Source organism: Aurantiacibacter zhengii (assembly GCF_003584125.1).
GTDB lineage: Bacteria > Pseudomonadota > Alphaproteobacteria > Sphingomonadales > Sphingomonadaceae > Alteraurantiacibacter > Alteraurantiacibacter zhengii.
Window position 1 is genome coordinate 705,558 of the sequence record NZ_QXFL01000001.1, and the last position, 20,054, is coordinate 725,611.

General features: G+C 62.9%; 22 protein-coding genes. 12 read left to right on the forward strand and 10 right to left on the reverse strand.

What is annotated here, in order from left to right; translation table 11 throughout:
• Window positions 1–8: 8 nt before the first annotated feature.
• Complete coding sequence (gene coxB, locus D2V07_RS03565) at window positions 9–1,091, reverse strand: cytochrome c oxidase subunit II (protein ID WP_233548224.1); 1,083 nt, start codon at window positions 1,089–1,091, stop codon at window positions 9–11.
• Between the two features lie 182 nt (window positions 1,092–1,273).
• Between coxB and pyrE the strand changes: the two genes are divergently transcribed.
• Genes pyrE through ruvX form a run of 8 tightly spaced genes read left to right on the forward strand, consistent with a single transcriptional unit; the run spans window position 1,274 to window position 7,742 of the window.
• Window positions 1,274–1,852 carry an orotate phosphoribosyltransferase gene (gene pyrE, locus D2V07_RS03570; protein WP_119584736.1) on the forward strand — a complete coding sequence of 193 codons (579 nt, stop codon included), beginning with the start codon at window positions 1,274–1,276 and terminating at the stop codon, window positions 1,850–1,852.
• A complete protein-coding gene (locus tag D2V07_RS03575) occupies window positions 1,849–2,913 on the forward strand; it encodes a serine hydrolase domain-containing protein (protein WP_119584738.1) in 1,065 nt (354 codons plus the stop codon). Before pyrE ends, D2V07_RS03575 begins: the two co-directional genes overlap by 4 nt.
• A gap of 36 nt (window positions 2,914–2,949) precedes the next feature.
• Window positions 2,950–3,690 (forward strand): pyridoxine 5'-phosphate synthase, encoded by a 741-nt coding sequence (locus D2V07_RS03580; protein ID WP_119584740.1) that lies wholly within the window; start codon window positions 2,950–2,952, stop codon window positions 3,688–3,690.
• A 10-nt stretch (window positions 3,691–3,700) separates the two neighbouring features.
• Window positions 3,701–4,105 carry a holo-ACP synthase gene (gene acpS / locus D2V07_RS03585; RefSeq protein ID WP_119584905.1) on the forward strand — a complete coding sequence of 135 codons (405 nt, stop codon included), beginning with the start codon at window positions 3,701–3,703 and terminating at the stop codon, window positions 4,103–4,105.
• An 11-nt stretch (window positions 4,106–4,116) separates the two neighbouring features.
• Window positions 4,117–4,962 (forward strand): signal peptidase I, encoded by an 846-nt coding sequence (gene lepB / locus D2V07_RS03590; RefSeq protein ID WP_199698715.1) that lies wholly within the window; start codon window positions 4,117–4,119, stop codon window positions 4,960–4,962.
• 5 nt (window positions 4,963–4,967) lie between these two features.
• Window positions 4,968–6,119: an AI-2E family transporter gene (locus D2V07_RS03595; RefSeq protein ID WP_119584744.1), complete on the forward strand. Its 1,152-nt coding sequence runs from the start codon at window positions 4,968–4,970 to the stop codon at window positions 6,117–6,119.
• The gene (locus D2V07_RS03600) at window positions 6,067–7,269 is read left to right on the forward strand and encodes a DUF3089 domain-containing protein (protein WP_233548225.1); all 1,203 of its coding nucleotides are present in this window, start codon (window positions 6,067–6,069) and stop codon (window positions 7,267–7,269) included. Before D2V07_RS03595 ends, D2V07_RS03600 begins: the two co-directional genes overlap by 53 nt.
• Window positions 7,245–7,742: a Holliday junction resolvase RuvX gene (gene ruvX, locus D2V07_RS03605; RefSeq protein ID WP_119584746.1), complete on the forward strand. Its 498-nt coding sequence runs from the start codon at window positions 7,245–7,247 to the stop codon at window positions 7,740–7,742. The genes D2V07_RS03600 and ruvX overlap by 25 nt, the downstream gene beginning before the upstream one ends.
• A 250-nt stretch (window positions 7,743–7,992) precedes the next feature.
• Here the strand turns inward: ruvX and D2V07_RS03610 are convergent, their stop codons facing one another.
• From D2V07_RS03610 to argH, 7 genes are all read right to left on the reverse strand, one after another.
• Entirely contained in the window at window positions 7,993–10,026 is a 2,034-nt protein-coding gene (locus D2V07_RS03610; RefSeq protein ID WP_119584748.1) for a TonB-dependent receptor, read from the reverse strand.
• 275 nt (window positions 10,027–10,301) lie between these two features.
• Window positions 10,302–10,628 carry a hypothetical protein gene (locus tag D2V07_RS03615; RefSeq protein ID WP_119584750.1) on the reverse strand — a complete coding sequence of 109 codons (327 nt, stop codon included), beginning with the start codon at window positions 10,626–10,628 and terminating at the stop codon, window positions 10,302–10,304.
• On the reverse strand, window positions 10,618–10,761 hold the full coding sequence (locus D2V07_RS18510; protein ID WP_158586759.1) for a hypothetical protein: 144 nt from the start codon (window positions 10,759–10,761) through the stop codon (window positions 10,618–10,620). The genes D2V07_RS03615 and D2V07_RS18510 overlap by 11 nt, the downstream gene beginning before the upstream one ends.
• A gap of 113 nt (window positions 10,762–10,874) precedes the next feature.
• Window positions 10,875–11,654: a precorrin-2 dehydrogenase/sirohydrochlorin ferrochelatase family protein gene (locus tag D2V07_RS03620; RefSeq protein WP_119584752.1), complete on the reverse strand. Its 780-nt coding sequence runs from the start codon at window positions 11,652–11,654 to the stop codon at window positions 10,875–10,877.
• Window positions 11,654–12,934, reverse strand: a complete 1,281-nt coding sequence (gene lysA, locus D2V07_RS03625; protein ID WP_119584754.1) for a diaminopimelate decarboxylase — start codon at window positions 12,932–12,934, stop codon at window positions 11,654–11,656. Before lysA ends, D2V07_RS03620 begins: the two co-directional genes overlap by 1 nt.
• Before the next feature lie 15 nt (window positions 12,935–12,949).
• Window positions 12,950–13,189 (reverse strand): hypothetical protein, encoded by a 240-nt coding sequence (locus D2V07_RS03630; RefSeq protein ID WP_119584757.1) that lies wholly within the window; start codon window positions 13,187–13,189, stop codon window positions 12,950–12,952.
• Window positions 13,186–14,562 (reverse strand): argininosuccinate lyase, encoded by a 1,377-nt coding sequence (gene argH, locus D2V07_RS03635; protein WP_119584759.1) that lies wholly within the window; start codon window positions 14,560–14,562, stop codon window positions 13,186–13,188. Before argH ends, D2V07_RS03630 begins: the two co-directional genes overlap by 4 nt.
• A gap of 19 nt (window positions 14,563–14,581) precedes the next feature.
• Here argH and D2V07_RS03640 point away from each other — a divergent pair, with 19 nt between their 5' ends.
• Window positions 14,582–15,187 (forward strand): TlpA family protein disulfide reductase, encoded by a 606-nt coding sequence (locus D2V07_RS03640; RefSeq protein WP_233548226.1) that lies wholly within the window; start codon window positions 14,582–14,584, stop codon window positions 15,185–15,187.
• On the opposite strand, the gene D2V07_RS03645 is transcribed toward D2V07_RS03640, so the two are convergent.
• Both D2V07_RS03645 and D2V07_RS03650 read right to left on the reverse strand, forming a co-directional pair.
• Window positions 15,109–16,386 (reverse strand): FAD-dependent oxidoreductase, encoded by a 1,278-nt coding sequence (locus D2V07_RS03645; protein WP_233548227.1) that lies wholly within the window; start codon window positions 16,384–16,386, stop codon window positions 15,109–15,111. The genes D2V07_RS03640 and D2V07_RS03645 overlap by 79 nt on opposite strands.
• A 182-nt stretch (window positions 16,387–16,568) precedes the next feature.
• On the reverse strand, window positions 16,569–16,988 hold the full coding sequence (locus D2V07_RS03650; protein ID WP_147366896.1) for a hypothetical protein: 420 nt from the start codon (window positions 16,986–16,988) through the stop codon (window positions 16,569–16,571).
• Window positions 16,989–17,195: 207 nt separating this feature from the next.
• Between D2V07_RS03650 and D2V07_RS03655 the strand changes: the two genes are divergently transcribed.
• The 3 genes from D2V07_RS03655 to D2V07_RS03665 form a co-directional block, all read left to right on the forward strand.
• A complete protein-coding gene (locus D2V07_RS03655; protein WP_119584763.1) occupies window positions 17,196–19,241 on the forward strand; it encodes a pilus assembly protein TadG-related protein in 2,046 nt (681 codons plus the stop codon).
• A gap of 5 nt (window positions 19,242–19,246) precedes the next feature.
• Window positions 19,247–19,756, forward strand: coding sequence for a TadE/TadG family type IV pilus assembly protein (locus tag D2V07_RS03660; RefSeq protein WP_119584765.1), 510 nt, complete (start codon window positions 19,247–19,249; stop codon window positions 19,754–19,756).
• A partial coding sequence (locus D2V07_RS03665; RefSeq protein ID WP_147366897.1) for a TadE/TadG family type IV pilus assembly protein occupies window positions 19,753–20,054 on the forward strand: 302 nt, incomplete at its 3' end. The genes D2V07_RS03660 and D2V07_RS03665, both read left to right, overlap by 4 nt.

Consider the following 20,054-nt stretch of genomic DNA (forward strand, 5'->3'; position numbering starts at 1 on the left):
TAAATCAATCAGGCTGCTTCGGCGGCAGCTTCGGCCGCTTCGGCTTCCTCGACAGCTTCGGTGTCACCGGCTTCGGCGGCATCCTCTGCGGATTCGGCATCCTGCACAGCAGGCGCGGCGTTTTGCGCCTCGATCTGCGCGCGCGTCATGCCGCCCGGCTGGCTCTGCACCCATGCGTTGAATTCATCCAGCGGGCGCGCCTCGATGGCGATCGGCATGTACCCGTGACGGGCACCGCACAGCTCCATGCACTGGCCGTAATAGATGCCCGGCTCGGTGATCGTCAGCATCTTCTCGTTGATGCGGCCCGGAACGGCGTCCAGCTTGAACCACAGCGAGGGAATGCCGAACGAGTGGATCACGTCCGCGCCGAACGTCTGGATGCGGATCGGCACGCCGACAGGCACGACCATGCGGTTGTCCACGGCCAGCTGGTGAGGCTCGCCAGCATCCAGCGCTGCTTCCTCGCTCAGCATGTTGGACACCACCTCGAACCCGCCGTTGTCGACGTATTCGTAACCCCAGTACCACTGGTAGCCATTGGCCTTGATGGTAAGCGCGTCTTCCGGCGGTGACTGGTACTGGCGCGCCAGCAGCGTGATCGACGGCACCGCGATGACTACCAGGATCAGAACCGGGATTACCGTCCAGATCACTTCGATAAGGGTGTTGTGGCTGGTGCGCGAGGCAACCTTGTTGCTCCGCTTGTTATAGCGCACCACGACCCACAGCAGCAGTCCCAGCACGAACAGGCTGATCACGGTGATGATCGGCATCAGGATCGCATCGTGCATCCACAGCGCATAGTCGCCGTTGTCGGTGAACTGCGGCTGGAAGGTCATCGATTCGACAAAATCTTCTTCCGCGCCAACGGGCTGTCCCTTGATCATTTCGGGACCGTAATAGTCGAAAGCCGGAGCCTCGGCAGCCGATTCCTCGACCGCAACGGCATCGGGGTCAGCAGCGCCTTCCTGCGCCATCGCACCGTAGGGCAAGGCACCCAGGGAAAGGGCTGCCAGCACGAAAAGTGCGAGGAAATTTAGTTTCTTGCGGGCGAATGCGCCGAAATTCATGGTTTCAATGCTTTCCATTTTTCGTCCCGGGCACGAATGCCCCCAGACCCCGACAGGGGCCGCCAACGCCGCGCCTATACGCGCGCTTGCCCCATGCCTCAAGCGCAACTAGGGACTTTTTTCCCAGACGCCTATCCGGACCTTGGTCCAAGGGTGCCCGATTACTTGCGATTGCCGAAGCGAAAGGACTGGCCAGCACCATGACACAGGACGAGGTCCTCGATGAATTCCGCGCCAGCGGTGCCCTGCTCGAAGGGCATTTCAAGCTGTCCAGCGGTCGTCACAGCGGACACTACCTGCAATGCGCCCGCGTGTTGATGAACCCCCATCGCGCAGCCCGGCTGGCCGAAGCACTGGGTGAAAAGCTGCCAGGCGAGATCCTCGATTCGCTCGATGCCGTGGTCTCCCCTGCGATGGGCGGCATCATCATCGGGCATGAGATGGGCCGTGCGCTCAATCTCGATGCGATGTTCCTCGAACGCCCGGATGGCGAGTTCCACCTGCGCCGCGGCTTCGCGCTGAAGCCCGGTGCGAAAGTGCTGATGGTGGAGGACGTGGTGACCACCGGCCTTTCCAGCCGCGAGGCAATTGCCGCCGTTGCCCGCGAGGGCGGCGAAGTGCTGGCAGAGGTGGCGCTGGTCGACCGCTCCAGCGGCTCTGTCGATCTGGGAGTCCCGTTCTTCCCACTTATCGACATAGACTTCCCCACCTATGCCGAGGACGAATTGCCTGCCGAACTGGCCGCCATTCCGGTGACAAAGCCGGGCAGTCGCAAGTGAGCATTGCTGCGCGCCTTGCTGCCGCATCGCTCGCCTGCGCCATCACGGCGGGCTGCGCGTCGACGGGCGGCTCCTCCTTTGACGAGCAGGGCGCCGATCTGCGCGCCTATGCCACACTGGTCGACAATGGCTTTACCGGCGATGCCGCGTTCATGCGTCCGGGAAAGTCCGACACCATCTATTACGGCGCTACCGAGCCAGACGGGGCCGCGACACGCACGATCGAAGGCTGGCCGTGGGCGTCCGTCACGAAGCAGGTGATTGCCGTTCTGGTGATGCGCGAGGTGGAAGATGGCCGGATCTCGCTGGGTAGCGACGTCGGCCACTGGATCCCTGCCCTGCGCGGCCGCGGGCTGACGGTGGAAAACCTGCTGCGCCATCGCAGCGATTTGCCTAACCCCGACGATACGGCCCCCGATGAGAGCGGCTTTCCCGCATTCTACTCCGACGAAAGCGATGCCCTCGCCTATTGCACCCGGCAGGGTGAAGCCCCGGCGGATGGCGGCTGGGCCTACAACAACTGCGACTACATCGTGCTGGGCGCGGTGCTTGAAGAATCGACGGACAGCAGCTTGGACCTGCTGCTGGCGCAGGGGATCGGGCTCGAATCGGGTTGGATCAACACCAGCTTCCTTACGTCCGACAGCGAGCGCGATTTCGCCTCGCGCAGCGAAGACGACGCGGGCCGTATCGCGGGCTACGGAGCCGCGGGCGCGCTGGTGGGGCCACTGGACGACATCCTGGCTTTCGACCGCGCGCTAATGACCGGACGGCTGCTGGGCGAGGATGCCCTGGCCCGTCTCTGGCGCAGCGATCCGTCATCGGGTTCCATGGCCCTGGGTCAATGGGTGTTCGAGGCTACGCTGGCAAGCTGTGACGCGCCTTTGCGCATTGTCGAGCGGCGTGGGGCCATTGGCCGGTACCAGGTGCGCAACATCATGCTGCCCGATCGCGGCATGGCCATCGCGCTCGCGACCGACCAGGCGGATTTCGACTTCGGGGAAATCTGGACCGGCAGCGGCGCCATGCACGATGCCCTGGCTGAATTGGCCTGCAGCTAGAATTGCGTGGCAGGTTCGACTAGAGGCGCTGCCAGCATGACCCATATTCTTCGCCTAGGCGTGAACATCGATCACGTTGCCACCATCCGCAACGCGCGTGGTGGCGACCATCCCGATCCCGTGCGCGCGGCAGAAATCGTTGCGCGGTGCGGCGGTGACGGGATTACCGCGCACCTGCGCGAGGATCGCCGCCACATCCGTGACGAGGATTTGCGGCGGATCCAGGACGCGACCGACCTGCCGCTGAACCTGGAAATGGCCGCGACCGACGAAATGCTGGCTATCGCCCTTGCGCACAAGCCGCATGCCGCCTGCATCGTCCCGGAAAAGCGCGAGGAGCGCACTACGGAAGGCGGGCTCGACGCTGCTGGCCTGCACAATCACATCGCGCCCATCGTGGGGCGCCTGCTGGACGCTGGCATCCGCGTATCGCTGTTCATCGAGGCTTCGGAACGCCAGCTTGATGCCGCGCTGCAGCTTGGTGTGCCGGTGGTGGAATTCCATACCGGCGAATATGCCCACGCCAGGCTGGATGGCGACTCTGCACGGCTGGAAAAAGAGCTGAAGCGCGTTGCCGACATGGCCGCGCTGGCGGCCAAGAACGGGATCGAGCCGCACGCCGGGCACGGTCTCACCTACGAGAACGTGCAGCCGATTGCCGCCATCCCGCACCTGGCCGAGCTCAATATCGGGCACTACCTGATCGGAGAGGCGATCTTCTGCGGTCTGGAACCTGCCGTGCTGAAAATGCGCGAACTGATGGATGATGCTCGATGAGGTGGGCACGATGATCATCGGTCTCGGATCCGACCTGTGCAATATCGAGCGCATCCAGAACTCCCTCGATCGCTGGGGTGAGCGGTTCAAGCAGCGCAGCTTTACCGACGTGGAGAACGCAAAGGCCGCGCGGCGTCCGCACACGCAAGCAGGCACCTATGCCAAGCGGTTCGCGGCGAAGGAGGCGTTCAGCAAGGCAGTGGGCACGGGGTTCAAGCGCGGTGTCTACATGAAGGATATCGGCGTGGTGAACGCCCCGTCCGGTGCGCCAACCCTGGCATTAACCGGCGGTGCGAAGGCTCGGCTGGAAGAAATGACGCCGCCGGGCCATACCGTTTCCATTCATCTTACTCTTACTGACGATCATCCATGGGCACAGGCCTTCGTGATCATCGAAGCCCATCCGAAAGCCTGATCCCCACCGCCATGAGCGATAAAAAACCGAAGAAGCCGATCGACTGGTTCGCGGAACTGCGCGGCCTTGGCCTGATGCTGCTCGCCGTGCTGGCCTTCCATACCTTCGTGGCAAAGCCGTTCTACATTCCCAGCGCCAGCATGGTCCCAAACCTGCTGGTGGGGGACCGGCTGGTGGTGTCCAAGTACCCCTATGGCTGGTCGTGGGTCTCCACCAGCTTCCACCTCGCCCCGCGCGCCGACTGGCGCATTGCGCCCGGCACTCCGGAATACGGCGACATCGTGATCGCCGTGCCGCCACACAAGGCAGAGGATTACATCAAGCGTGTGGTCGCCCTGCCGGGAGATACCATCGCGCTGGTGGACGGGCAGATCATCCTCAATGGCGAACCCATCGTGCAGGAGGTGGAGCCGCCGGTGCGTTTGCCTGCCGAGAACGACGATATCTGTAGCTACGGCACCGAATGCCTTTCGGTTTTCGCGCCCTACCTCGTCACGCTGGAGGACGGCACGCAGGTCTACGAGCCGCCTACCTATCGGGAAACGCTTCCCAACGGCGCGAGTTATCTCATCATCGACCACATGGACCAGGCGCTTGACGATATGGCAGAAATCACCGTGCCCGATGGTCACGTGTTCCTGATGGGGGATAACCGCGACCATTCGGCAGACAGCCGCGCGCCGGTGTACGCCAGCGGTCTTGGTGGCCCGGTCCCTCTGGAAGACGTGGGCGGTCGGGCCGAGTTCATAACCTTCTCGCTCGATGGGCAGGCCACGTGGAATCCGATAAGCTGGTTCCAGGCCTTGCGCGGCGGGCGCGCCTGGACCAGTTTGCGCCCTGAAATAAGGGGAGAGTGAACGTCATGGGCAATCCTGCCGGACCCAACGACGACGGCAAGATGGGGGCGAGCCCCACGCGCATCTCCTCGCCGGAACTGCGGTTCGAGGCATGGCGCGCCCTGACCTGGACCCTGGTGGTCGGCCTGGTCGTGCTGGCCGTTTACATCTCGCAAAGCCTGCTGGTGATCTTCGGCGCTATGGTCTTCGCGACGCTGGTGGATGGCGGTTCGCGGCTGATCGGCCGCTGGCTGCCGATCGCGCGCGGCTGGCGCATCGGACTGGTGCTGCTTGCAACGGTTGCCTTCCTCGTCTGGCTCTCGATGTTCGCCGGGTCGCAGATTTCGCAGCAGGCCGCCGAATTTCCTTCCATCCTGGAAGAACAGACCCGTTCGCTCTTTGGCTGGATGCGCGAACAGGGTTTCCAGATCAGCATGGACACCGTGCAGTCGATGGCCAGCCAGGCGGCCAGCGGGTTCGGCACCGTCACCCGCGCTCTGGGCGGATTGCTGGGCGGGCTGACCACGCTTGTGCTGATCGTCATCATCGGCATCTATGTTGCCGCAGAACCGCGCCTTTACGAGCGCGGGGTTGCCTGGATGCTGCCGAAGGCGCGTCGCGGCCAGTTCTATCACACCGCCAGCCAGATGGGCTACACCATGCGCCGCCTGTTGTTCGGCAGGCTTGTGGGCATGGTGTTCGAAGGGTGCTTCACCTACATCGCCCTGCTGGGCTACGGACTGGTGACGGGGGACCAGATCCCCATGGCCGCGCTGCTGGCAATCCTTACCGGGCTGCTGGCCTTCATCCCCAATGTCGGCGCGCTGATTTCGGGCGGCCTGATGGTGCTGGTAGGCTTTTCGGGTGGGGCCCAGATGGGCATCTACACCATCGTCGTCTATCTCGCCGTCCAGAACATCGACGGCTATTTCGTGATCCCGATGATCGCCCGCAAGACGGTGGACCTCGCTCCGGCGCTGGTGCTGGCCATGCAGTTGATCATGGGTATCCTGTTCGGCATCCTCGGCCTGTTGCTGGCTGACCCGATGCTGGCCATGATCAAGGTTGCGCTGGAAGAACGCGCCCGGGCAAAGGACGCGGAGGACGAGACCATGCTGGATGAAAATGCGCGGCAAACCGCGGGCCATGCCACTACCCTGGAGAACGACCCTGCGTAAGTTCCTCTATATTGTCGCCTTCCTGATCGTGCTGGCGATTGCCGTGCTGCTTGTCCTGCGCCTGTACGCGGACGAACTGACGCAGATGGCTCTCGTGCCCGATGTCGAATTTACCGAGCAGGATGCCCTTGCGGACAACGCCTACCAGGATCCGGCCATGTGGTTCAGCCGTCCGGGCAAGGGTGTGAACGATCCGGCCCGCTGGCAACCGGCCTTCAGTGAAGAGCTCTCAACCCGCGCCGCGCCTGAAGAACCCGAGGACGCGCAGGACACGCCGCGCTTCGCCGTGTTCTTCATCCACCCGACCAGCTTCCTCGATAACGATGCGTGGAATGCCCCGCTGGATCATGAGGATTCGCAGAACCGCGCCCGCCTTATGGTGCGCGGCATGGCCAGCGCATTCAACAGGGCCAGCGAAATCTGGGTTCCGCGCTATCGCCAGGCGACCTACGGCGCGTTCCTGACCGATGCCCCCGAAGCCGGGCGCGCGCTGGATGCCGCCTATGCCGATATCGAGCAGGCCTTCGACTTCTTCATCGATTCCGTTCCGGAGGACACGCCCATCGTGCTGGCAGGGCACAGCCAGGGCGGCTATCACGTCGTGCGCCTGCTGACCGAGAGGCTGAAGGGCACACCGCTGATGGAGCGGGTTGCCGTCGCCTACCCGGTCGGCATGCCGATCTCGATCGAAACCGATCTGCCAGCGCTGGGCCTGCCCGCCTGTGCAACTGCCCAGCAGGCCGGATGCGTCGCCAGCTGGGCCAGCTTTGCCGAGCCTGCAGAGCCGGGCCAGTACCTGCGCCTCTACAACGAAACACCCGGTATCGACGGGCAAAGCCGCACCGATACGCCTATCGTGTGCGTCAACCCGCTCACCGGCAGCCTAAACGGCAGCGCCGACGCGGAACGCAACCTGGGTACGCTGGTGCCCGATGGCGATCTGGCAAACGGAGAACTGATCGCAGGTGCCGTGCCCGCCCGCTGCGATCCCGATACCGGCATCCTGCTGATCGGCGATCCGCCCGACCTGGGGCAGTACGTGCTGCCGGGCAACAACTACCACGTCTACGATATCCCGCTGTTCTGGCGGAACCTGCAACAGGATGTGGTCAACCGGGTGCGCGCATGGCAGCAAGCACGACCCTCGTAACCGAAGACGCGGCCGAGTTTCGCAATGCGCTGCCGCTGGGCGGCGTGCTTCTGGGGCTGGACCTTGGCACCAAGACCATCGGCACGGCCATTTGCGATGCCGGATGGAGTTTCGCGACGGCGGGCAAGACCCTGCCCAAGGGAAAGTTCACGCGCGACGCAGCAGCGCTGGAAGAAATATGCAAGGCGCGCTCCGTCGCCGGGATCGTTCTCGGCCTGCCGCTGAACATGGATGGCAGCGCCGGCCCGCGCGCCCAGGCCAGCCGCGCTTTCGCCCGCAACCTGGCCGGTGAGCAAAGCCCCCTTGGCTTGCCGGTACTGCTGTGGGACGAACGCTGGTCAACCACGGCAGCCGAGCGAGACATGATCGCGACCGATACCAGCCGCCGTAAACGCGCCGAACGTATCGACAGCCACGCAGCGGCGATCATTCTGCAAGGCGCGATAGACCGCCTGGCGGGCGGAATTCTCTAGCGAGCGAACGGCTGCAACCCCGGCCGGTAACGCAGAATCCCACGCCGAAACCGGGCAGTCGGCTGCCGACCCCGTTGCGGACGTAGCAATGCGGTCGCGTCGGTTCGAAAACCGGACATTTAAGAAGCATCAGGTTATGTAGGACAGTGCGCCTCAACTAAGCCATGCGAACCTACGCTGGTCATCCCGAAAGCCGACTTTCATCATCGGAAATGAAGCTTCGCTCCAGTGAAGGAATGACTCTGGTTGCTCAAAACCGATAGCGAGCGCTGACCCGCAACTGGCGAGGCTCCACCGGATGGATGTGCAAGTCCTCCATTCCTGCTGCCTCTCCCGCCAGACGGGATTCGTAGAAATAGGTAATGTCGGCATCTTTGGCGTCGAACACGTTGAACACCTCCGCGCCCAAGGTTAGCGGACCGAAGTCCCAATATCCGCCGAGGTTCACCAAGGTTGTCGGATCCGACTTGACTGAGCCATCCTCGATCAGCGGAGCGCTGCCGAAATGGCGTAGCTGGGCAGTCAAAGTGAGGTCTGTCACCGGCTTGACCGTTACACCGCCTGCAAAGACTTCCGGCACGGCACCAGGAATGTCGCGCATCCCTGCGGGTGGGCCGACATAACGGGCATCGGTACGGGCATAGCTGGCATCGAGCAGCAGCCAGTCGGTCGGACGCCAGAACAGGTTTGCTTCCACGCCATAACGGCGCGAACCGTCATTGGCCTCGGTCGCTCCGCCATCGCCCACGAAGACAAGTTCGGAATCCAGCTTCAGCCAGAACCCGACAAGGGACGCGTGGAAACTGCCTTGCTGCACGCGCGCGCCGATTTCCGCGCCTTCGGCCCGCGCGAAGACCGGCACCCGGTCTGCCGGATCGCCACTTACCGGATCAATGGTAATGGCCGCACCGCGCACGTCGTTGGAATGGAAGCTCTGCCCATAATTGGCATAGAGCTCGAGTGCGTCGGTCACCTGCCATGCCAGCGATGCCTTGGGAGCGAGGATGCCGTCATTACCATCGCCGGAATTAGCCGCGAGATCGGCGGAAACATCATAGGAGATATGGTCATAGCGCAAACCAAGGATCGCGCGCAGGCCAGGAGCGAGCGTAACTTCGCCATTGGCATAGAGACCGAGGCCAGTTTCATCGACGCTGTCAGTCCGAATGGGCGTAGTGGCCACACCGCCCACGCTGTTGAACAGGCCGACCTTGGAAATGGCATCATGCCGCAGGTCCGCACCCAGCGTGAGGTCAAATGCTCCCAAGTCGAATTGGTGATCGACCGACCCGCCCAGAACCCAGCGCCGGTCAACCTGCACGAACTGGTCGCCGTCCACCGGGTCTTCGAGGAAGTAGGTAAAATTGGAGACCAGCCGAAAATCGTAGAATGTCGCAAAGGCGTTATAGGTGGTCGATCCAATGGTCCCGTTCACCACCGCGCCCAGCCTGGTCGTCTTGCCGCCCAGATCGGGGTCGATATTGCCGAAGCGGTCAATCAGCCCATTGTCGATGGCGCGTTGCGGCACCTGGTCGGTTGAGTTCCATTTGGAATCGTAAGCGTTGAGCTGGACCGAGAAGCTGCTGTCATGCCCTTGCGTGCTGTATTTGATCAGGCCTGCGAACCGCTCCAGATCCTCGTCCAGCACCCACGGACCGTCGTAGAACTGTGTTTCGGCCGCGATCAGCAGGTCACCGGAGCCAACGCGTGTGCTTCCACCTGCGACGCCGCGCAGGAAGCCGAATGCCCCCGCTTCCACCTTGGCAAAGGGATCGAGTGCGTCAGCCGTCGTGAAAGCGACCGTACCCGCTGCGGTGAAATCGCCGACATCGGCAAAATACGGCCCCTTGCGATAGTCGATGCGCTCCAGCGTTTCCGGAATAACAAAGTTGAAATCGAGATATCCTTGGCCGTGTCCATGCGTACGCATGTTGATCGGCGCACCATCGACGAAGCCCGCGAAATCCGTGCCGTGGTCGAGATTGAAACCGCGCAGGAAATACTGGTTGGCCTTGCCGCTGCCCGAATGCTGCGTGGCGATCACGCCGGGGACGTTCTCCACCAGCTCTCCGGTGCGAGAGATCGGCACGTCCTCGAAATCGGCATAGCCGACCGTGCCTTGCGATCCGGATTGGGCCACACCGATCACTTCAAGGGCGCGGCCATAAACAACGATCTGGTTGTCGGCCTCGTCAGTGCCTTCCTCTTGTGCGAATGCAGACGTTGAGAAAAGACTGCCGAGCAACATCGCGCTAAGTGCCTTTGTCGCAGTGCTTCCGCGCATGTCTTCCCTGACTGCTAATTTCTTGATTTTGCGAGGGGCACCATAGATCGCTCCGAAGACAAAGGCCAGCCACCCAGGGTCAGCTTTGGAATAACTAGAACGCGAAACCGACAGTCTCCTACCGGTTCAGCCTACGTAATTGGTGGATTGTCCGGTTTGTCGATTTGCCATCTGAAAGCCGACTTTCGGGAAACCACCCCGTTTCGGCCACCCTGCTTCTTTCGCGGTCGGCCCGATAGCGGTCGCCTGTTCCTATCAGGCCTCGACCGAGTGACCTAAATCCGCTCCAGCACCATTCTCCTGCGCGTCGCCTCGCGGGCGACCAACCGGCTGCCGCTGTCTTCCGCGCACCGCCACAGTTGGTCGCGCTCTACCGGGTCGAGAATTGCGGCCTGCGCTTCCAGCGCCACCAGGCGCATCCTGTCGCTGGGATGCGTGCGCGCGAAGGTATGCGCCAGGTCACGTGCCTCCTCGCATCCCAGGCCCACAGCCACGCGCATGAAAGTTTCGTTGCCGCCGGGGCTGATCACGCCTGCGATCTCGTCCTTCTCGACATCGAAGCGGTACTGGTCGAGCAACCCCTGCGCCCCGTTAGCGTGCATGATGTTGATAGAGACCGACAGGCTTCGGGCGGCAATTGCGAGTGAACGTCGCGGTGCGCGCGGTCATGTAAGCCAGGAAGGTGCGGTTGTCGGCCAGCCGCCGGCTGGCCAGATCGATCCTGGGAAGTTTCATGAGAAGTCATCTCCTGCAACGAAACGGCACCGCGCTGTTTCGTTGCAGGAACGTGTGGCGGTGCAAACGCCGCGACTTAAGTTAAATGATTGTCGTAACGCGGTTTTGACTTTCTACTCGCGGTGGAGAATTACCACCAGGCCATGCGGCGACGGCCCGGAATGGGGGAGGATGAGGCGCTGCGCGTCCGCCCGTGCGCGATCAACTATCGCGGCAGGCACGGCGCGGTCGGCTATCACCGCATCCGCGCTGCCCAGCAGCCGGGCTTGGCGGATGGTCAGGTCTTCCGGATCGTCGCTGGCAAGGGTGAAGGTGAAGACCGCATCGGCACCTTGGTCTGCCGCGCCATCGAGCCACGCCTGCACGCGCCCCTCCCCGCCAGAGACAAGCGGGTCGAGCGGACCGCCCTCCCCCAGGGCCTCGTCCAGCGCCCGGCGGCGTTCGCCCATGTCGGGAAACCGCGTCTTGATCGCGGCGCGCATGGCAGAAAGCTTCTCTGCCAACGCGCCCAGATCGGCAGGAAGCAATCTTTCCAGCCGCAAGCGCAATTGCTTGGCCAGCCCGGCAGAGGCCCCGCTGGTGCCGACAGCGATCAGCACCGGATCGCGTTCCAGCAGGCTGGGTGTGGTGAAATCGCACAGGTCCGGGCGATCGACCACGTTCACCAGCAGCCCGGCGCAGCGCAGGCGAATGGCATCGCCCTCGCACATCTTTTCATCGTCGTGGGCGATGAAGGCGAGGCGCGCGCCCTCGTCGATACCTACCTGCATATCGGCCACAACGCGGCCACCGGCCCGCTCGACCAGTCGCCGCTTGGGCTCTGCCATGGCCCCTTCCCCCAGCACGATCACCGGCTGTCCGGCAATGCGGTGGAAGAGAGGCAGCGAGCGCATCAGTCGAGCAGAAAGTCCGGCACGCGCTCCGCGTCCATGATGGCGTCGGCGGGAATGCGGTCGGCCACTACGGCGAACTGTTCGCCGTCCACAAGCACCTCGGGCACGAAACCGCGCGAGTTATAGCTGCTGGCCATGGTTGCGCCATAGGCGCCGGCGGTGCGGAACACGGCCAGTTCGCCGGATTGCAGCGCTTCGATCTCGCGATCGGTGGCGAAGGTGTCGCCGGTTTCGCAGATCGGGCCGACGATGTTGGCAACCATCCTGTTGCGCGTGGGCGATACTGCGTCGAAATCGTGCCAGGCACCGTACATCGCCGGTCGGGCGAGATCGTTCATCGCCGCATCGACAATGACGAACGGCGGGCCGTTGCCGCCACGCTTCACGCGCACCACGCGGGTGAGCAGGACCCCCGCATTGCCAGCAATCACGCGCCCAGGCTCGAATGTCAGGTGAACATCCCATCCCTCCGTGGCGCGCGCGACCATCGCGCCGTAGTCTGCGGGGCTGGGCGGTTTTTCGCTGGCCTTGTAGGGCACGCCCAGCCCGCCGCCCAGATCGACATGCGTGATTGCATGGCCATCGGCGCGCAGGTCCTTCACCAGCTTGCCAACCTTGGCAAAGGCGGTCTCCAGCGGTTCCAGATCAAGCAACTGGCTGCCGATATGTACCGCCACGCCGCGCAGGTTCAGGCCAGGCAGCCTCGCCAGATCACCGAACACTTCCCGAGCGCGGACCAGCGGAATGCCGAACTTGTTCTCGGCCCGGCCGGTGGAAATCTTCTCGTGCGTCTTGGCATCGACATCGGGGTTGATGCGCAAGGTGGCCTGCGCCTCCAGACCCTGGTCCGCGGCCAGTTCGGCAAGTTCCCGCCCCTCTTCGGAGGACTCGATGTTGAACTGGCCGATGGCCTTCTCCAGCCCCAGTTGCAATTCGCCCCGTGTCTTGCCGACACCGGAAAAGACGATCTTGTCCGCCGGAATGCCCGCGGTCAGCGCGCGCACCAGTTCTCCGCCGGAAACCACATCTGCGCCAAAACCCTGGCGGCCCAGCACTTTGAGAACCGCGACATTGGGGTTCGATTTCACGGCAAAGGCAACCAGCGGTTCCCTTCCCGATGCCTTTACGACCGGCTCCAGCCCTTCACGGAAAACGCGCGCATGGCGTTCAAGCGTGGCGCGGGAATAGACGTAGACAGGCGTGCCTACGTCCTCTGCAATGCGCGACAGCGGCACATCCTCCGCATGGAGTTCGCCGTTCCTGAGCTGGAAATGGTCCACTTGAATTCAGTCCAATCAACGTTCCGGCGGGAGGTCGAAGGGATCGTCCTCGCGCTCCTCGCTCTCCCGCCGCAATTCCACACTGCGTTCGGGCGCAGCCTGCGGATCGAGCTCTAGCAACTCCTCTGCATCGAGCGGTTCTGCAGCCCCATAGGGCGCAGGCGGCAGGGTTTCGCCCGCCGCCGGCTCGAGATCGGCAGTCTGGGCGCAGGCGCCCAGTGCGAGTGCCGGCAGCAGCAACAAAAAGCGCTTCATGAATTCATCCCCAGTGCTTCGCGGGCCTGCGCCACGCGTTTGCGAACCTCGTCGGGCGCGGTGCCACCATGAGACTTGCGTGCAGCCACCGATGCTTCGACCGAAAGCGCCTTGTACACGCGTTCGTCGATGCGGCTGTCGATGTTAGTGAGTTCGTCCATGGTCAGTTCGTCCAGCGCCTTGCCCTGGCTCTCTGCCAGTTTCACAGCAGCGCCGGTGATGTGGTGCGCCTCCCGGAAAGGAATGTCCGCCTCGCGCACCAGCCAGTCTGCCAGGTCCGTGGCCGTGGCATAGCCCAGTTCGGCAGCTTGGCGCATACGGTCGGTTCGGAAAGTCGCATCGGCCACCATGCCGACCATGGCGGCGATGGAAAGGCGCAGCAGGCTGGCGGCTTCGAACACCGGCGGCTTGTCGTCCTGCATGTCCTTCGAATAGGCAAGCGGCAGGCCCTTCATCGTCACCATCAGCGCCGTCTGGCAGCCGACGATGCGCCCGGCATGGCCGCGCACCAGTTCTGCCGCATCGGGATTCTTCTTCTGCGGCATGATGGAGGAGCCGGTGGAAAGCGTATCGGGCATGCGTACGAAGCCGAACGGCTGGCTGGCCCAGATCACGAATTCTTCCGCCAGCCGCGACAGGTGCAGCGCGCACTGGCTGGCCGCCGTCAGATAATCGAGCGCGAAATCCCGGTCCGATACGGCATCGAGGCTGTTGGTCGTCGGCCCCGCGAAGCCCAGCGCCTGCGCGGTCATCTCGCGGTCGATCGGGAAGCCGGTGCCGGCCAGCGCCGCGCTGCCCAAGGGGCACTGGTTGAGGCGCTCTCGCGCATCGCTGAAGCGGCTGACATCGCGCGCGGCCATCTCGTAATAGGCCATCAGGTGATGGCCCAGTGTCACCGGCTGCGCTGTTTGCAGGTGGGTGAAGCCGGGCATGATCGAATCGGCATGTTCACCCGCACGGGTCACCAGCGCGCGTTGCAGCGCCTCCAGCCCCGCGATCGCCTCCTCCATCGCCTCGCGCACCCACAGGCGGAAATCGGTCGCCACCTGGTCATTCCGGCTGCGCGCCGTATGCAGACGCCCGGCAACCGGGCCGATCAGTTCGGCCAGGCGCGATTCCGTGGTCATGTGGATGTCTTCGAGGTCCCAGTCTTCGGGCACGCCATCGGCCTCGTACTCGGCGGCGACCTTCTCCAGACCACCGATAATCGTCTCGGCATCCTCGTCAGTCACGATGTCGCAGGCGGCCAGCATGGCGACATGCGCCTTGCTTGCGGCTATATCCTGACGCCACAAAGCCTTGTCGAACGGGATCGACGCATTGATCTCGCGCATTATGGCAGAGGGGCCCTCGGCAAACCTGCCGCCCCACATTGCATTGGAGGATGTATCCTTGGCCAATTCGCGCCCGTTCCTGATCTGCCTTGCCGCCGGTGCGGCCCTGTCTCTTGGCGCGTGCGATAACGGTGCGGAGGATGAGGCGCAAGAAAACGTGGACGTTGCCGTCCCAAGCGAAACTATCGAACTGACCGGCTCGATGGACACCAGCTTTGCCGGCGAAACCATTCCCGAGGTTACCGTGGTCAACCCTGCTGGCGAGGAACTGCTGCTGTCCGATGTGGGCGAACCGGTACTGCTGAACCTTTGGGCGACCTGGTGCGCGCCGTGCGTTGTGGAGATGCCGCTGCTCGATGAACTCGCCGCCGACCTGGAAGGCCAGGTACGCGTGGTCACGGTAAGCGAGGACATGCGCGGGGCGGACGTGGTGGAACCATTCTTTGCAGAGCGTGACCTGCCCAACCTGCCGCAGTGGCTGGATCCCGACAACGAACTGGCTTTCACCTTCGGGGGCGGTCCGGTGCTGCCGTTGACCGTACTCTACGATGCCGAGGGTAACGAATTGTGGCGCGTGATCGGGGCCTACGACTGGGGCACCGAAGAAGCCCGCGCCCAGGTGCTCGATGCGCTGTCGGAAGAGAGTGCGGACAGCGAATCGTAATCCGGCGCTGCCAGGCCCAGCTTCTGCAGCGGTGCCCCTGCCAGCCCGGCCAGTGTAATGGCCTTCAGCCGCGGACCGGGAGCGATACGCGAACCGGGTGCCATGAAATGATCGCGGAAAATCGCAGGCCAAGGCGAATCGGACTGGAACGGCGGCGTGAACCACCGGGTAAGCCACTGGTATAGCTTCACGTGGCCCGCACGCAGGCTCAGAAACCGGGAAAGGGCGATTGCGACATCGTCCGATTGCCCCAGGGCCATCGCCAGCCCGTAGGCATCGAGCAGCGCCATGTTGGCGCCCTGCCCCAGTTGCGGGCTGGCAGCGTGCCAGGCGTCACCGATGTGGACGATCCGTTCGCCCACAGGCTCTTTCGTGGTGCGGTGCGCATAACGGGCAAAGGTAAGCTGCGCCGGATCGGTGAACTGGCCCACAAGGTGCTTGCATTCGGGCCACAGGGCACAGACCTCGTCCCGCCATGCGGCCAGGCCGCGATCCTGCCATTGCTCGAAACGCTCACCCTTCAGCGACCAGAAGAAAGCGGCGCGCCCCTCGCCAACCGACAGCAGGCCGACCATCTGCTCCGCCCGCGCATAGCGCTGCTCCAGCAGGCGAGGACGAAACGGGCCCGTCGCGGGCCAATCAATCGTTGCCCACAGCGCGCCATAGGGCAGGTAATGCGGCGGTTTGGGCACCAGCTGCGATCCCAGACCGGCCGCGTCGATCACAAGATCGTGCGGCGGGGAAGTGGTGCCATCGGCAAAGGCAAGACGGCGCTTATCGCCATCCGGCGCGCTCCCCTCCACGTCGTGCCCGGTAGCGACCGCAATTCCTGCTGACCCAACGGCTTCGTAGAGGATTCCGAACAGGCTGGCGCGGTGAATACCAAGTCCGAACGCGCCCGGCATCGTAAGGTGGCGGTACTCGGCCTCGAGCACCGGCTCGCCTTCGGTGTTCAAGCCGAGCAGCTTATCGACCGGCGCACCCTTCTGCACCGCCCGCTCCGCCAGACCCAGCGCTTCGAGCACGGCAAGCCCTATAGGCTGGATCATGAGACCGGACCCCACGGGTCGCGGCGCCTCGAAGCGTTCGTAAAGCGTGATCTGGTGCCCCTGCCGGTGCAGCAGCAGCGCCGCAGCCAGTCCCGATATCCCGCAACCGACAATGGCAATTTCCAGCGGCCGCATCTTTCCCTTCCCCATCCTCGCATCTTTACGGGATGGCGCGCGCGCTACAAGCGACATGGCTGCTTGCGAAAGCTGGTGTTCGGACGATTGGCGCAGCTAGTAATGCATCTCGTCTACACAGTGGTGTTCAAATAACCCAAACCCACGTAGTTCTGCGGGTTTCCGCCCCATCGCGAAGCTTCTGTGGAGCTCCGCTTCTAGAACCCCGAGGGTCGACGCACTGTGGGTGCCGGAACAAATGTTGTGGCTGAGGTTGATCCAACCGGTGCTTGGACCTCGGGATCATAGTCCTCGATCAGCGGCTCATTCCCGGCATCGGCCTCTTCAGCGATAACGCTTTCGGCCTCATCGGGTTCGACATCTGCATCAGCGACATCATACCACGAGGCATCTGCTGCGCTGGCATTGTCGTGAACCTCGCTGGAGTGTGCGAGCGCGGCCCGCGGTGTTGGCTCGACGCCCCCGGAACCCCCGAAATTCTCATCGGCTCCGGATTTGCTTGCAATAACATCCTGCGTTGCAGCTTCCAGTCGACTGGTGTCCTCGGTGTCTTCGAAGATGAACGCTACGCCTGCGAGGACAAGGCAGGCAATCAAGAGCGTTGGCTTGCTTTTCACGATCTATCTCCTGCCGCGACTGCTCTGACTGGGGGCGGCACTGGCCTAGCGATAGAATTCGAAGAAATTCTTAACACTCATCCTCGCAGAGGTCCTTCCCACACAAGCCGAACCCCCGAGGCGATAACGATTTATTCGAGGCGATAACGATTTATTAGGGCCGTTAGGCGAAAAGGCATTAGCTATCATGCGGGAAAAGGCGTCAGAATGCGCGCGAGTAACAAGATCAGACAGTTCCTCGGCAAGCTCATCGCTTGTACGCAGGGCGGCGTCACGACGCTTGCCACTCTAGCTCTTCCCGTTCTTATCGGGTCCGCCGGACTGGCCGTCGACCTGAACCGCGGATACCAGCAGCGCATCATCAACCAGCGTGCTGCTGACCTGGGCGCGCTGGCCGCGGCGATTGCTTTCCAGAACACCAGCGATGCCGCGATCCTGACCCCAACGGCTCGCGATGTAGCGGTTGCAAATGGTCTGGTCGGTGCGACTGTTGTCGCAACGCTCGTCAACGATTTGCCCAACGCCGGCGACCAATCCGTGCGCGTCACCGTAAACGAACTGGTGCCTTACACCCTTGCGAGCGTTCTCGGACTGTCGGGTTCCTTCGACGTGGCTGCAGAATCCATGGCAAGCCTTTCGGGCGGCACCAGTTTTGCGGCACCCTGCTACCTCGCTCTCGACGGTGGAAAGGCGGCCATTTCGGTAACCGGCGGCGCCTCGATCGACGCACCGAACTGCTCGATCGCGGCGATTGGCGAGATCGAGAACAAGGGCCAGCTGATCCGCGGCGCCGATATCATCTCTGGCAGCAGTGACATCTACGTGAACCACGGCGAACTCGACGCAGCAACCCTGCGGTTTGCAGGCAGTTTCAACAAGCCGGGCTGGAACAACGCCGTCCCTCCGCCAAAGGATTGGATCAACGAGGCGACCCCTCTTTCAGACCCTTGGGCGAATAATCCCGATCGCGTTGCCGCGATGGCACTGCTCGGCAATTTCAGCAGCCCGCCGGCGCTGAGCGACCCGTCGACCCCCAACGGCAGTGACTGGAAGTTCACCTGGAACCCCAGCAGCGCGGTTTCAGCTTACCGGCAGGGGACCAGCGGCAATTACATCGTCCCTGCCGGGGTCTACAATATCAGGAAGTTCGAGGTCGCAGGCGGAATCAACGTGACGTTCGAGAACGGCTCGATCATCCGGGTGCGCCAGGGCGTTTCCATTGGCGGTGGTTCGAATGTCAATTTCGGCGACAGCGATGTCTATGTGAACGGCGGCTTCGACAGCGGTTCGAACGGCGTCACATTTGGCAACGGTGCGCTCTGGATCGGAAGTGGCCAGGTCCGCTTCCAGGGCACCAACCGCAAGGGTGATGGCGATGTGCTGATCAATGCGGACGTCAGCCTGGGCGGTGGCCAGCACCTCCTCGTCGGAGACGGCAACCACTATTTCGGCGGACTCGATATCGGGGGCGGCGGCACTGCGCGCCTTGGTGCAGGTGATTTCGTTGTTGCCGACGGCATCCGCATCAGCGGAAACAGCGAACTGGCCATTGGCGATGGTGACATCATCGTGGGCCCCGGGAACGGCAATCGCGCCATCTTTCTCAGCGGCAGCGCGCGGTTCTTCATGGGCGACGGGCAATTCAGCGCCAATGGCGATATCGATACAGCGGGCGGCAGCCGCCTTGCTTTTGGCCGAACGCCAAATCATTACATCAACGGCGATATGAAGATCGCGGGTTCCGTGCTTTTCGGTGCAGGCCGCTACACAATCAACGGCGATTTCGAAAACGGCACCGGGGGCACCACCTGGCCCTACACCTCGGGGTTGACGGGCGAAACTTACGGTAGCGTTCTCGAAGGCGAGAGCGTCTCCGGTTTCGACATGGCGGGCATCAATGTCACCTTCGTTCTGGCAGGCACGATCAAGCTTGCTGGCGGGGCAAAGACGAAGCTCGAAGCAGCGAACTACACGCAGGCCGGCGGTTTCATTTCGGAACTGCTGCTGACGACCGAGAACGATGACGATGCAAACTGGACGGGCGGAAGCCTGAGTTCGTTCGCCGGAACACTGCATCTGCCCAATGCGCAGGTCAAAATGGCTGGTGGCAACAGCACCAGCACAACGAAGTGCATGACTCTCATTGCCAACACGATCCGCGTCAACGGTGGCGCCGCGACCGGCTCTGCCTGCACGATGATGGAAGACCTCGGTGGTGGCGGCAACAACACAAGAGTCAGGCTGATAGGATAGATCCCATGCGCAGTTTCTCTCTTTCGACCATACGGCGCAACGAAGATGGCGTGGCCACTGTGGAGTTCGCCCTCTGGGTCACCGGGTTCTTCATGATCGTCATGGTGGCGCTTGATTTCGGAATGTTCTTCATCGAGCGTGGCAAGGTCAACGAAGCCGTTGCGGCATCTGCCGTTGCGTCCTTCGAGGAAGCGGACAACGTCAACTTCGGTGTTCTGCCGAATTATGTCCGCAGTATTGCCGATAACCAGGCCATAACGGTTGCCATGTCCTGCAACGGCGTGGCCAACAGCTGCACGAACCTGAACCGCACGTGCGCGTGCCTGAAAACCGATGGAACCTATGTCGCAGCCGCCTGCGGCAACATCTGCACCGGTCCTGATGTTACCGGGGGATCGACAGCCGGCTATTATCTGACGATCGAAGCGGACCAAGGGTTCAATCCCGTCGTCTTGCCAGCTGGCCTGCTGTCCGACACATCGGTGACGCAGCAAGCCACGGTGCGGCTGCAATGAGCTTCATACGAAGACTTCGCGACGACGCGCGAGGGGTGTCGACCATCGAGTTCGCCCTGCTCGCGCCGGCATTCCTGACGCTGGTATTCGGCACGATCGAGGGCAGCCGGATCGTGTGGACCAAGAACACGCTGGATGAGGTGGCTTTCGCAACAGCGCGGTGCATGTCGGTCAGTCTGGAGTGCGAAACCGAAACGGAGCAACAGGATTTCGCTGTCGACCGCGCGGCCTCCTACGGGATCGCGATCGTGGCGGCAGACGTGACCGCCACAGCCGATGCGGACTGCAACGGATTTCC